The organism is Aeromonas sp. s9 (assembly GCF_040907765.1).
In the GTDB taxonomy this organism is placed as follows: domain Bacteria; phylum Pseudomonadota; class Gammaproteobacteria; order Enterobacterales; family Aeromonadaceae; genus Aeromonas; species Aeromonas caviae.
In genome coordinates this window covers 33,030-46,369 of the sequence record NZ_JBFOCK010000045.1, presented here as the reverse complement: position 1 = coordinate 46,369, position 13,340 = coordinate 33,030, and the positions used below count along the sequence as shown (strand labels likewise).

The window sequence follows — 13,340 nt, the reverse complement described above, 5'->3', positions numbered from 1 at the left end:
TCGGGTGGTCACCACCCTCCCGGCCGAACTGCGGACCGGGAGGGGTACTCGTCACTCTTACTTGCCTGACTTGATCTTGGTCCAGCTGCGGGTCATCAGACGCTGCACCTTGGCCGGCAGATCCGGGAAGGTGTAGATCTTCTTGAGGGTATCCGGCGTCGGGTAGATACCCGGGTCGGTACGGATCGCCTCGTCCACCAGCGGCGTGGCCGCCTTGTTGCCGTTCGGGAACTGCACCACGTTGGTGATGTTCGCGATCACGTCCGGCTTCATCAGGTAATTGATGAAGGTGTGGGCCGCCTCGACGTTCTTGGCATCCGCCGGGATGGCGATCATGTCGAAGAAGCTGCCTGCCCCCTCTTTCGGAATGGTGTAAGTCAGGCTGACACCGTTCTTGGCCTCGGCGGCACGCGCCTTGGACTGCTGCAGGTCACCGGAGTAACCGACCGCCACGCACAGGTTGCCGTTGGCCAGATCCGAAATGTACTTGGAGGAGTGGAAGTAAGCGGTATAGGGACGGATGGAGAGGAACAACGCCTCTGCCTTCTTCAGCTCGTCCGGCTTCTGGCTGTCCGGCTTGAAGCCCAGGTATTGCAGGGCGGCCGGCAGCATTTCGGTCGGCGAGTCGAGGAAGGAGACACCGCACTCCTTCAGCTTGGCCATGTTCTCCGGCTTGAACACCAGATCCCAGGAGTCCACCGGGGCATCCGCCCCCAGCACGGCCTTCACCTTCTCGGCGTTGTAGGCATAGCCGATGGTGCCCCACAGGTAAGGGATGGAGTATTGGTTGCCCGGATCGCTCGGTTCGAGCGCCTTGAGCAGGTCGACGTCCAGGTTCTGCCAGTTGGAGAGTTTGGACTTGTCCAGCTTCTGGAAGACACCTGCCTTGATCTGCTTGGCCAAGAAGGGGTTGGACGGTACGACGATGTCATAGCCCGACTTGCCTGCCAGCAACTTGGCTTCCAGCACTTCGTTGCTGTCGAACACGTCGTAGACCACCTTGATGCCCGTCTCCTTCTGGAAGTTTTCCAGCGTATCCGGCGCGATATAGTCGCTCCAGTTGTAGACGTGCAGCACCTTCTCGTCGGCCATCGCCCCGGTACTCATCATGACCAGCGCCACGGAAGCAGCCATCATTCCCTTTTTAAAAGACATAGTCCTTGTCTCCTAAGCAAATTGTATGCGTAAGCCAACCTGCCCGGTTCCCGCCTATTCCCGCAGCTTTGCAGCCGTCAGGTCCAGACTGAGCCTGGCCAGTTTGACCAATTCATCCACCTGTTCCTCGGTGATCACCAAGGGGGGCGATATGATCATGGTATCGCCGACAGCCCTCATCACCAAGCCATTGTTAAAACAGAACTCCCGACAGGTCATCCCGGCATGGAGCTTGGCCGGGAAGCGACGTTTCGTCTGCTTGTCCTGCACTATTTCCAGCGCGGCGACCAGGCCTTTCCCACGGGTTTCCCCCACCAGCGGATGGTCCGCCAGCTCAGCCCAGCGGCGCTGCAAATAGGGGCCGATACTATCATGAACTCGCTTAACTATGCTCTCCCTTTGCATAAGCTGGATGTTGGCAATGGCCACGGCGCAGGCGACCGGATGGCCGGAATAGGTGAAGCCATGGTTGAACTCCCCCCCCTCTTCCACCAGCACCCTGGCAACCCTGTCCCCCACCATCACGGCGCCCATCGGCAGATAGCCGGAGGTAATGCCCTTGGCCAGGCACATGAGGTCGGGTTTGATGCCAAAACCTTCACTGGCAAACCAGTGGCCGGTGCGGCCAAAGCCGCAGATCACCTCGTCTGCGATGAGCAGGATGCCGTACTGGTCGCAGATGCGCTGGATCTCCGGCCAGTAGCTCTCGGGCGGAATGATGACCCCCCCCGCACCCTGGATAGGCTCGCCGATGAAGGCGGCTACCTTGTCCACCCCCAGTGCCAGGATCTTCTCTTCCAGCTGGCGGGCACGGGCCAGACCGAACTCGTGGGCGCTCATGCCCTCTCCCTCACCGAAGTGATAGGGCTGGTCGATGTGGACTATGCCCGGAATGGGCAAGCCGCCCTGGGCGTGCATCCCCTTCATGCCCCCCAGACTGGCCCCCGCCACGGTGGAGCCGTGATAGGCATTGTGGCGGCTGATGATCACCTGCTTGTCAGGTTGTCCCTTGCTGGCCCAGTAGTGGCGCACCATGCGCAGCACGGTGTCGTTGCACTCGGAACCCGAACCGGTGAAGAAGACGTGGTTGAGGTGGGAAGGGGTGATCTCGGCCAGCAGGGTGGCCAGCTCGGCAGCAGGGGGGTGGCTGGTCTGGAAGAAGAGGTTGTAGTAGGGCAGTTGCTGCATCTGGCGAGTGGCGGCATCCACCAGCTCCTGACGGCCGTAGCCCATGTTGACGCACCACAGACCCGCCATCCCGTCCAGAATGCGCTTGCCTTCGGAGTCTTCCAGATAGACGCCTTCGGCCTTGGTGATGATGCGACTGCCCTTCTTGTTCAGGGCCTGAAAATCGGTAAACGGATGCAGATGATGGCTGGCTTCCAGTTGCTGCCACTCACGGGTGGTGTGCTGCATTGCTTGCTCCTCGGTTCCTTCGATTCGGCGAATCTTGTCGCCATTCATGAGGGCACGGATGGCCGGCCCGGTCACTGCCATTCACGGGGCTGGCACTCTCTTGCCTGCTCGATGCCTTTCCATGGGGCGAACATCGTCGCCAGTTGATTGCAGGTGACCCCCTCTCCATTGCGGGAGCGGGCCTCACCTTTACTCGGTGCCTTCCGGGTCGCGGGCGCCGCCGCGAGACGGGCCTTCAGCCCCTTGCTTGCGATATGACGGGGAGAGGCCTCGCCTCCCCCGGGGACAGATCAGACGTTCAGCAGCAGGAATTCCCGTTCCCAGCGGCTGATCACGCCGAAATAGGTCTCGTACTCCTTGCGCTTGACGGCCACGAAGGCGCGGATGAAGCGCTCCCCCAGCATGTCCTTGATGGGTTCACACTGCTCCAGGTGGCTCAGCGATTCCTCCAGCGAGCGGGGCAGGCTGTAGGGCAGGTCATAGGCACTCGCCTTCATCTCCTGCATGGGTTCGAGCTTCTCCAGCATGCCGAGGTAGCCGCAGGCCAGGGTGGCGGCCAGAGCCAGATACGGATTGGCATCGGCCCCGGCGAAGCGGTTCTCGACCCGGCGTGCGCTCGGTTCGGAGAAGGGGACCCGCAGGCCGCAGGTGCGGTTTTCCACCCCCCACTGCACGTTGCGCGGCGCACTCTCGCCAAAGGTGAGGCGGCGGTAGGAGTTGACGTTCGGCGCCAGCAGGGCGGTCACTGCCGGGGTGTATTTCTGCAGGCCGGCGATGAAATGCATGAACAGATCGGAGTTGCCCCCTTCGCTGGTACCAAACAGGTTGTTGCCATCCATGTCTTCCAGGCTCTGGTGGATGTGCATGGCGGAACCCGGTTCGTTGCTCATGGGCTTGGCCATGAAGGTGGCATAGATGCCGTGGCGATGGGCGGCCTCGCGCATGGTGCGCTTGAACAGAAACACCTGGTCGGCGAGATCGATGGCATCCCCGTGCAGGAAGTTGATCTCCATCTGGGCGGCGCCGGATTCGTGGATCAGGGTGTCCACCTCAAGCTCCTGGGCCTCGCAGTAGTCGTACATGTCCTCGAAGATGGGGTCGAATTCGTTCACCGCATCGATGCTGAACGACTGGCGGGCCGTTTCCGGGCGGCCGTTGCGGCCCACCGGCGGCACCAGCGGATAGTCGGGATCTTCGTTGCGGGTCACCAGGTAGAACTCCAGCTCCGGCGCCACCACCGGCTTCCAGCCCTGCTTCTCGTAGAATGACAGAACCCGGCGCAGCACGGAGCGGGGAGCGATGTCGATGAGCTTGCCGTTGACGTCAAAGCAGTCGTGGATCACCTGGGCGGTGGGCTCCAGCGCCCAGGGTACGAAACGAATGGTGTTGGGATCGGGATAGAGCTGCATGTCCCGCTCCAGCGGGTCTATCATGCTGTCGTCATCCGGGTACTCGCCGGTCACCGTCTGGGTGAAGATGACCTCGGGCAGCCGCATGCCCCCCTCGCGCAGAAACTTGTTGGCTGGAATGATCTTGCCTCGGGCATTGCCGGTGAAATCTGGAAACAGGCACTCCACTTCCGTGATGCGATTGCTCTCCATCCAGCCCTTGATACTGTCCATGTTAAACCCCGACTTTACGGTTGCCATTGTCAAGGGTGTCTAATATAAGGAACACCCTTGTTAAGAAAATGTAATCGACCACACCATAAAAGCCCGTGATAAAGGCCTTTGTCAAGCAGCGGTGTTTAAAAAACTATAAACAACGGCCTGTATAATGACCAGCGCGGCACCAAATACTAAACACTTTGTGTCACGATCAGCCCACTGCAAGCTCGATGCCAACGGCGGCGGGATCTCGTTCGATACTCAGTCAGACCCTGTCGGAGAAGGCCCATTTCTTTGCAAGGGCGCACACTCCTTATCCAATTTCCTTTGCATGTCTGCATTTTTTTGGTACAAGGCCCGCCCTGATTTGCACTCTCCTGCATGGATTTGGTGCAAAACGGGATACAAGGGCTTGGTCTGACGACAGACAGCCCCCATCAATGGGTAACATTGGGAAACTGACTGGTAGCAAACCGTATGTGTGATTTCATGACAGAAGACCAACTGACCTTCTACAAAGGCCAGATCGAGCGACAAATCCTTGAGCTCGAAGAACGTCTCAACTCCCAGGCCAGCCAGGCTATCGCCACCGATACCAACGAGATGGCGGATGAAATTGACCGTGCCAGTGTCGAGGAGGCCCGTCGCCTGGAGCTGAACCGCATCGAGCACGACAAGTTGCACCTGCGCAAGCTGAAAGGGGCGTTGAAGCGCATCAATGAAGGGGATTTCGGCTATTGCGAATCCTGTGGCGACGAGATCTCTCTCAAGCGGCTGCAGGCCCGTCCCGAGTCCCGCTTCTGTGTTGAATGCCAGAGCACCAAGGAATTCAACGACACTCACGTGTTCCGTCGCGTCGCCTGATGCGGCGAACAAGCCCGGCCTCGGTACGAGCCGGGCACAGGGCAGGCCATGCCCGAAGATGACGCGGCCGGGTGATCCCCGGCCCCTTTCACAGCAAGAGCGTGACAACTTCTGTTAGACTCCGGGCAAGTCCCGGATCCTACAGGAGATCAAAGCGTGAAATGGCTCATCAGGCTGTGCTTGTGCCTGCCATTGCTGGCACAAGCACAGACGCTCACCGTCAAGGTCCCCAGCCGACCGATCAACGATCTCGACAACGAATACCAGCTCAAGCTGCTGGAACTGGCGCTCAACCACGCCGGGCAGCCCTACAAGCTGGAGCGGGTCGACCTCAATCTCAACCAGTACAGCCTCCAGCAGGCGCTTGCCAAGGGCAAGGTCATCAATGTGTTCTGGATGGGTACCTCCAGCGCACTGGAATCCTCCCTCACCGCAGTGCCAATCCCGCTGTTTCGTGGCCTGGAAGGGCTGCGCCTCTCCTTCATCCACGCCGATGCCCAGGAGCGGTTCAACCAGATCAACACCCTGGCAGACCTCAAGAAACTGAAAGCCGCCCAGGGGGTGGGCTGGGCCGACAACAAGATCCTGGAACTGGCAGGCATTCCCAACTATGCCGGGCGCTACAGCAACCTGTTTCGCCTGATGAATGACGGCGACAAGCTGGACTTCTTCCCCCGTGGTCTGGTGGAAATCTTCGCCGAACGCAGCGAGCTGGCGGCACAATATCCCAACCTGGTGATCGATCAGCACCTGCTGATCCGCTACCCCTTCGCCGAGTTCTTCTTCGTCAGCCCGGAGTCGCCGAAGCTGGCCAAGGCGATCCAGACCGGCCTCGAGCGTGCCTATGCCGACGGCAGCTTCATGGCGTTCTTTCGGGAGAACCCCAAGATCCGCGAGGCCCTGGCCAGCGCCAATCTGGAGCAGAGAGTCACCATCGCCCTGCCCAATCCCGACATGACCCCCTTGCTCAAAAGCATTCCGGCCCAATATTGGGAGTATCCACCGTCGCAGGAGTAAATGGACACTATATCCGGCGTTGAGAATATCCACCGCTGCGAGCATGAACGGACACGGTATCCCGGCATTGGGAATATCCGCCGCCGGGAGCGTGATCAGCCGCGGGTCATCCCATCCGGTGGGCGCAGCCCGCCGCAGACGCACAGGAACGCGAGGTCGCCCGGCCTCAATACGCGCACCAGGGAGGTGCCATGAAACGACTGGATGACTGGTTTCGCGACTACGGCCAGAGCCATCAACACCCCGTCAATGTGGCCATCCACAAGGTGGCGGTGCCAGGCATCTACCTCTGCATCCTGGCCCTGCTCTGGTGCCTGCCCGCCGGTCCCCTGCCAGCGTCCTTCAACTGGGCGGGGCTGGTGGCCATCCCGGTGCTGGTCTTCTACCTGCGGCTGTCGTTGACGATCTTTACGGGGATGACCGCCCTGACCGCCCTGGGACTGGCCTTCTGCCACGTCTGGCAGGGGCCGCTGCTGTGGCCTGCCCTCATCGGGTTCGTGCTGTTCTGGATAGCCCAGTTCGTCGGTCACCATATCGAGGGGAAACGCCCCTCCTTTCTCACCGACCTGCAATTTCTGCTGGTAGGCCCCGCCTGGGTGCTGGCCAGCCTCTATCGTCGTTTGGGCATCCCTTTCTGAGGGAGGCCAACAGGAGAGACCATGAGACATCCTCAGACCCTTGCTCGCACCCTGCCCCTGCTGCTGGGGGCACTGATGACCGGCCCGGTGCTGGCCGACAAGGCAGATCCCGTCGGCGAGGTGAGCACCGCTTTCAAGCTGCTCGGCCCCAACCACAAGATCCTGGTGGAGGCGTTCGACGACCCGAAAATCGCCGGTGTCGCCTGCTATCTGGCGCGCCCCAAGACCGGCGGCGTCAAGGGCGGACTCGGGCTGGCGGAAGATCCCTCCCACGCCTCCCTCTCCTGCCACCAGATCGGCCCCATCACCCTGCCCGCCAGGCTGAAGGCGGGGGAAGAGGTGTTCGATGTCAGCACCTCGCTGGTATTCAAGGAGCAGAAGGTGGTGCGTTTTTACGACGAGAAGCGCAATGCCCTTGTCTATCTGACTTACAGCACCAAGTTGGTGGATGGTTCGTACAAGAGTGCAGTGAGTGCCGTCCCCATCATGCCCTGGGGTTGAAACAGCACCACTTATCCCGTGATGACGGTCACTATTTGTTGTAATTTAACCACATCATTATCTACGGAGAGCGCACCATGAGAGTCGCCGTTTTCAGTACCAAGAGCTACGACAAGGAACATTTCCACCAGGCCAACGCCCAGTACGGTTTCGATCTGGAGTTCTTCGACGTGCGGCTGGAGGCCAAGACGGCCCGTCTCGCCCACGGCTTCCCCGTGGTCTGCCTGTTCGTCAACGATGATGCCGACCGCGAAGTGCTGACCGAGCTGGCGCAGTACGGCACCAGGGTCATCGCCCTGCGCTGCGCCGGTTACAACAACGTGGATCTGGCCGCCGCCAAGGAGCTGGGACTCAAGGTGGTGCGGGTGCCTGCCTACTCCCCCGAGGCCGTTGCCGAACATGCGGTGGGCCTGATGATGACCCTCAACCGCCGCATCCATAAGGCGTATCAGCGCACCCGGGACGCCAACTTCTCCCTGGAGGGGCTGGTCGGCTTCAACATGCATGGCCGCACCGCCGGCATCATAGGCACCGGCAAGATCGGCATCGCCACCTTGCGCATCCTCAAGGGGTTCGGCATGCGCCTGCTGGTGAGCGATCCCTATCCGAACCAGGCGGCCATCGATCTGGGCGCCGAGTACGTGGATCTCGATACCCTGTTCCGTCAGTCCGATGTCATCAGCCTGCACTGCCCCCTGTTCAAGGAGAACTATCACCTGCTGAACAAGGAGGCCTTCGCCAAGATGAAGGACGGGGTGATGATCATCAACACCAGCCGGGGCGGCCTGCTCGACTCCAACGCCGCCATCGAGGCCCTCAAGACCTCCCGCATCGGCGCCCTGGGGCTGGACGTCTACGAGGAGGAGGAAGACCTCTTCTTCGAGGACAAGTCCAACGAGGTGATCACCGACGACGTCTTCCGCCGCCTGTCTGCCTGCCACAACGTGCTGTTCACCGGCCACCAGGCCTTCCTGACCCGGGAGGCACTGCACGCCATCGCCGACACCACCCTCAGCAACATCCAGGCCATCGAGAGCCAGGGCCGCTCTGACAACGAAGTGGAGTGATCCCTGAGGCGTTGTCGCCACGCCATTGATCCCGCCGCCGGGTTGTGAGACCCGGCGGCATCGGGTAGGCTACCAGCCCTTTTTTGTACAGGAGTCTGGCCAGCATGTTCATCGGATTTGATTACGGTACCTCCAACTGTGCCGTCGCCGTGATGGAACAGGGCAGCCCCAGGCTGCTGACCCTCTCCGGTTCTCATTACCTTCCCTCCACCCTGCACGCCCCCCACCGGGACGCCATCGCCGGCCTCCTGGCCGAAGGCCTGGCCCCCGTCCAGCAGAGCGAATACCTCAAGCTGCGCGGTCCCGTGGTGACCCGGGCACAAGCGGTGCGCCGCCAGATGCGCGAAGAGGGGCTCATCGACGAGCTGAGCTTCGGCGGTGCGGCGCTGGCGCGCTATCTGGAAGAGCCGGACGAGGGCTACTACATCAAGTCCCCCAAATCCTTTCTCGGGGCCTATGGCCTCAAGGCTCCCCAGATCGCCCTGTTCGAGGACATCGTCTGCGCCATGATGCTGCACGTGCGCCGGGAGGCGGAGCAGCAGACGGGCAGCACCATCCGCCAGGCGGTGATCGGCCGACCGGTCAACTTCCAGGGACTGGCGGGGGAAGAGAGCAACCGCCAGGCCATCGCCATCCTGAGCGAGGCGGCACGCCTCGCCGGGTTCGAGCGGGTGGAGTTCCTCTATGAGCCGGTGGCCGCCGGCTTCGAGTTCGAAGCGCGCCTCACCGAGGATGCGGTGGTGCTGGTGGTGGACATCGGGGGCGGGACCACCGACTGCTCCGTACTGCGCATGGGCCCGAGCCACCGTGACCAGCTGGATCGCAGCGGCGATCTGCTCGGTCACAGCGGCCAGCGCATCGGGGGCAACGACTTCGACATCCGCCTGACCGTGGAGGGCATGATGCCGCTGCTCGGCATGCACGAGACCCTCAAGACCGGCAAGCCGCTGCCCCATCCCCTGTTCTGGGACGCCGCCGCCATCAATGACGTCAGTGCCCAGAGCCGTTTCTACAGCCTGGATACCGCCCGCCAGTTGCAGGATCTCCAGCTCGACAGCCAGCCAGGCAGCAAGCTCCCGCGCCTCGCCAGCCTGCGGGCCCACAAGCTGAGCCATCAACTGGTGTGGCGCGCCGAGCAGGGCAAAATCGCCCTCTCCGACCACGAGCACAATCACCAGACCCTGAACGAGCTGGAAAAAGGGCTGGAGGCGGCACTCACCCGCCCCCAGCTGGCCAGTGCTTCCGCCCCCTTGCTGGAGAAGATTGGCGAGCTGATGGACGAGGCTATCCTGGCGGCAGGCGTGCAGCCTGACCGGGTCTTCGTCACCGGCGGCAGTGCCCGCTCCCCCCTCATCAAGGCCTTCATCCAGCAGAAACTGCCCAAGGTACCGCTGGAGGGGGGTGATGACTTCGGTTCGGTGGCCTCGGGCCTCGCCCGCTATGCCGAGCGCCTGTTTGCGGACTGAGACGGCCAGGGGAGCCATGGGCAACCGGTAGACAGGTTCGCTCGGGGCGGGTGTTGCCATTTGCCGACACCCCCTCTTCCCCCGGGGCGACAGAAGCGGTCGGGCTCCTCCCCCCTCGCCCTGCCGCCTGGGCCCGGGGACGGGTATGCTTGTCATACCCACCACCGGAGCCCCTTCAATGCCCAGATACCTGCTACTGTTGCTCGCCCTGCTTCTGCTCAGCGCCTGCAGCAGTGCTCCCCGCTTTGCCTCGCAAGACCTGCAACACCATCACTGGGTGCTCGATCGGCTGGATGGCCAGGCCATCGCCAGCCGCCGCAGCAATCCCCCCGACATCGAGATCGGTGAGCACTTCACCGTCAACGGCATCGCCGGTTGCAACCGCTACTTCGGCCAGGGTCACCTCAAGGGGAACAAGCTCTGGGTCACCAGCCTCGGCAGCACCGCCATGGCCTGTCCCCCCGAACTCGATCTGATAGAGCAGGCCGTGCTCGCCACCCTGACGGAGGGGGCCACACTGAGCGGTTCCACCCAGACCCTGATCCTCCAGGGAAAACGGCACCGTTTGGAATACAGACTGCAAGACTGGGTGTACTAGGGCTCACAAAACCGCTCGCCAGCAGGAACAACTGGCCAGGCTGTGGCACAATATGAGGCATTGTTAGCAATGGAGGCTGCCTCAGCCATGTCGATGGATCGCCTGTTTGGCAAGATCAAGCAACTGCCCACAATTCCGAAACTGCTGCACGAGCTGATGCAGAGTTTCAACGACGAGAATGCCCGCATCGACGAGATCGCGGCCAAGATCGCCATGGACCAGGTGATCAGCGTCAAGGTACTGCGGATGGCCAACTCCGCTGCCCTGCGCCGTGGCAATGAAATCACCTCCATCGAACAGGCGGTGATCCGCCTCGGTTTCAACCGCCTGCGCTCCGTGGTGGTCGCCTCCGGCATCATCAGCAGCTTCAAGGCCCCTCCCGGCTTTGACAAGCTCCACTTCTGGACCCAGACCTTCCAGGTCGCCACCATTGCCCGCACCCTGGCACAGCAGACCACCTCGGTGGATCCCGAGACCGCCTTCACCTGCGCCCTCATTCACAACATTGGCGAGCTGCTGATCCAGAGCACCCTGCCGGAAGAGGCGGGGCTCATCAATCTGGCCATCGAGAAAGGCAGCAGCCGGGTCGATGCCCAGCGGGAGATGCTGGGTTACGACTATGCCCAGCTCGGCGCAGAGCTGGCGCGGCGCTGGAACCTGTCGCCCGCCTTCGTGGATGCCATCGCCCAGCAGCTCGACCCCCTCTCCCACGATCCGGTCAGCAAGGAGGCCGTGCTCATCCGGCTCGCCGTCTTCGTCTCCTTCGCCTGGCAGGCCGGCGTACCGGCCCAGGCCATCATCGCCCGTTTCCCCAGAACCCTGGCTGACCAGCTGGGGCTGGATCCCGCCAGCCTGGCGGATCAGCTGGAGCAGCTCCACGAACAGGGCAACGCCCTGGCCGATTTGCTGACCCAGTAGATGCACAACGGCCGATCAGCAGGAGCCGGATCCCCGTCTCATTCTGGCGGATCAGCTCGAACAGCTGCACGAACAGGGCAACGCCCTGGCCGATTTGCTGACCCAATAGCGTCACGGCAGACCGCCCAGCCAAGCCGGAAGCACCGTCTCATTCTGGCCGGTCGTCACATACACACGCCCATGGACGGGATAAGATGGCCTGCGCCCATCCCCCATTCCTGAGCCTCTCTGACACAGTAGATACCATGACCCATCCCTTCCTGTTTCACCCCCAGGCGGCACCCTGGTTCAAAGAGAGTGCCGACACCCTGCAGCTCACCCTGTTCAGCGAGCTGGACGCCCCCATCCGCGAGGTGTGGCTGCGCCACGAGCCGGACAACGAGGAGTATCTGGTCGCCATGACGCCGGTCGCCACCCGGGACAGGCTTCAGGTCTGGCAGGTCGAACTGCCGCTGGCCAGGGGGCAGGAGATCCACCTCTACTGCTTCAAGTGCCTCACCGACGAGGAGCAGTGGTGGCTGCACGGGGCAGGCGTCAGCGCCGCCATGCCGCCGCGGGAGCAGCATTTCCGCTTCAACAGCCATCACCAGCCCCCGGCCTGGGTGCAGGATCAGGTGTTCTACCAGATCTTCCCCGACCGCTTCTGCAACGGCGACCCGTCCCTCAGCGTCAAGCATCACGAGTACGAGTACAGGGGCAAGGCGGTCATCAGCAAGGCCTGGGGCGAGCCGGTCAGCCGCCACGAAGAGGGGCACGGCGCCTGTGAATTCTACGGCGGGGATCTGGCGGGCATCGACGCCAAGCTGCATTACCTGCAATCCCTGGGGGTGACGGCGCTCTACCTCAACCCCATCTTCGATTCGCCGAGCAACCACAAGTACGACACCCAGGACTACTTCAAGGTGGATGCGCACCTCGGTACCAATGCCCAGTTTGCCGAGCTGACCCGCAACCTGCACCAGCGCGGCATGAGGATCATCCTGGATGCGGTGGTCAACCACACCTCCACCGAGCACCCCTGGTTCTGCCCGCCGCTGGGCGCCCAGAGCAACCCGGACTCCCCCTGGCGCAGCTTCTACACCTTCGATCAGGAAGGGGATTATGTTAGCTGGAAAGGGATCCGCAGCCTTCCCAAGCTGGATTTCTCAAGTGAACAGGTGCAGGACGCCGTTTATCGGGCAGACAACGCCATTCTGCGCTACTGGATGCGCGCCCCCTACCAGATCGATGGCTGGCGCTTTGACGTCATCCACATGCTGGGGGAGCGGGGCACTGCCGAGGGCAATCGCGGCCATGTGCGCGCCATTCGCGGTGCGGTGAAGCAGGAGAATCCGGACGCCTACGTGCTGGGCGAGCACTTCTTCGAAGCGAGCCAGTGGCTGCAGGGGGATCAGGAGGACGGCGCCATGAACTACTACGGCTTCGCCCACCCCATCCGCGCCTTCCTGGCGGGGCAGGACATCGCCTATCATCCCATCAAGATCAGCGCCACCGAGCTGGATCACTGGCTCAAGCTGGCGCGGGCCCATATTCCGTTCAAGAACCAGCTGGCCCAGTTCAACCTGCTGGACAGCCACGACACCGCCCGCTTCCTGCACCTGCTGGGGGAAGACAAGCAGCGGATGCGACTCGCCGCCACCCTGCTCATCACCTACATCGGCGTGCCCTCCATCTACTACGGCGACGAGGTGGGGCTCTCCGGCGGCAACGACCCGGACTGCCGCCGCTGCTTCCCCTGGGATACCACCGACTGGGATCACGTGCTGCACGACCACTATCGCCGCCTGATCCAGCTGCGCCGCCAGCGCCCGGCCCTGCGTCGGGGAGACATCCAGACCCTCTACGCCGGCCCTCACAGCTATGTGTTCGCCCGTACCCTGCAAAGCGATCAGGTGGTGGTCGCCTGCAACCGCCACCCCACGGAGCCGCGCACCATCAGCCTGCCCCTGTGGCAGACCGCCAGCCCCGCCAGCCGCTTCACCGACGCCTTCAACGGCGACAAGTGCGAGGTGGTGCTGGGGGAGGTGCAGCTCACCATCCCGGCCAACTCGGCCAGGGTACTGCTGTCGAGCTAGGGATCGCGGCAATAGAAA

The 13,340-nt window shown here is 62.4% G+C and carries 12 protein-coding genes; 9 read left to right on the top strand and 3 right to left on the bottom strand.

The window, feature by feature from the left end; genetic code table 11:
• Window positions 1-57: 57 nt before the first annotated feature.
• The 3 genes from AB5Y54_RS09095 to AB5Y54_RS09085 form a co-directional block, all read right to left on the bottom strand.
• Window positions 58-1,155 carry a polyamine ABC transporter substrate-binding protein gene (locus AB5Y54_RS09095; RefSeq protein ID WP_029314872.1) on the bottom strand — a complete coding sequence of 366 codons (1,098 nt, stop codon included), beginning with the start codon at window positions 1,153-1,155 and terminating at the stop codon, window positions 58-60.
• 54 nt (window positions 1,156-1,209) lie between these two features.
• The gene (locus AB5Y54_RS09090; protein ID WP_053288187.1) at window positions 1,210-2,571 is read right to left on the bottom strand and encodes an aspartate aminotransferase family protein; all 1,362 of its coding nucleotides are present in this window, start codon (window positions 2,569-2,571) and stop codon (window positions 1,210-1,212) included.
• Between the two features lie 290 nt (window positions 2,572-2,861).
• Window positions 2,862-4,193, bottom strand: a complete 1,332-nt coding sequence (locus AB5Y54_RS09085; RefSeq protein WP_010676060.1) for a glutamine synthetase family protein — start codon at window positions 4,191-4,193, stop codon at window positions 2,862-2,864.
• A gap of 462 nt (window positions 4,194-4,655) precedes the next feature.
• Between AB5Y54_RS09085 and AB5Y54_RS09080 the strand changes: the two genes are divergently transcribed.
• The 9 genes from AB5Y54_RS09080 (at window position 4,656) to malZ (ending at window position 13,322) form a co-directional block, all read left to right on the top strand.
• Entirely contained in the window at window positions 4,656-5,042 is a 387-nt protein-coding gene (locus AB5Y54_RS09080) for a TraR/DksA C4-type zinc finger protein (protein WP_010676061.1), read from the top strand.
• 156 nt (window positions 5,043-5,198) lie between these two features.
• A complete protein-coding gene (locus AB5Y54_RS09075) occupies window positions 5,199-6,059 on the top strand; it encodes a hypothetical protein (RefSeq protein WP_202041055.1) in 861 nt (286 codons plus the stop codon).
• A 191-nt stretch (window positions 6,060-6,250) separates the two neighbouring features.
• The gene (locus AB5Y54_RS09070; RefSeq protein WP_041214237.1) at window positions 6,251-6,697 is read left to right on the top strand and encodes a DUF962 domain-containing protein; all 447 of its coding nucleotides are present in this window, start codon (window positions 6,251-6,253) and stop codon (window positions 6,695-6,697) included.
• Window positions 6,698-6,718: 21 nt separating this feature from the next.
• Window positions 6,719-7,198: a CreA family protein gene (locus tag AB5Y54_RS09065; RefSeq protein ID WP_103857784.1), complete on the top strand. Its 480-nt coding sequence runs from the start codon at window positions 6,719-6,721 to the stop codon at window positions 7,196-7,198.
• Between the two features lie 77 nt (window positions 7,199-7,275).
• Window positions 7,276-8,265, top strand: a complete 990-nt coding sequence (locus tag AB5Y54_RS09060; RefSeq protein ID WP_042878605.1) for a 2-hydroxyacid dehydrogenase — start codon at window positions 7,276-7,278, stop codon at window positions 8,263-8,265.
• 104 nt (window positions 8,266-8,369) lie between these two features.
• Window positions 8,370-9,731 carry a molecular chaperone gene (gene yegD / locus AB5Y54_RS09055; RefSeq protein ID WP_042878606.1) on the top strand — a complete coding sequence of 454 codons (1,362 nt, stop codon included), beginning with the start codon at window positions 8,370-8,372 and terminating at the stop codon, window positions 9,729-9,731.
• Between the two features lie 178 nt (window positions 9,732-9,909).
• The gene (locus tag AB5Y54_RS09050) at window positions 9,910-10,329 is read left to right on the top strand and encodes an META domain-containing protein (RefSeq protein ID WP_010676067.1); all 420 of its coding nucleotides are present in this window, start codon (window positions 9,910-9,912) and stop codon (window positions 10,327-10,329) included.
• 69 nt (window positions 10,330-10,398) lie between these two features.
• A complete protein-coding gene (locus AB5Y54_RS09045; protein ID WP_039039670.1) occupies window positions 10,399-11,247 on the top strand; it encodes an HDOD domain-containing protein in 849 nt (282 codons plus the stop codon).
• A 245-nt stretch (window positions 11,248-11,492) separates the two neighbouring features.
• Window positions 11,493-13,322 (top strand): maltodextrin glucosidase, encoded by a 1,830-nt coding sequence (gene malZ / locus AB5Y54_RS09040; protein ID WP_128272681.1) that lies wholly within the window; start codon window positions 11,493-11,495, stop codon window positions 13,320-13,322.
• Window positions 13,323-13,340: the final 18 nt, after the last annotated feature.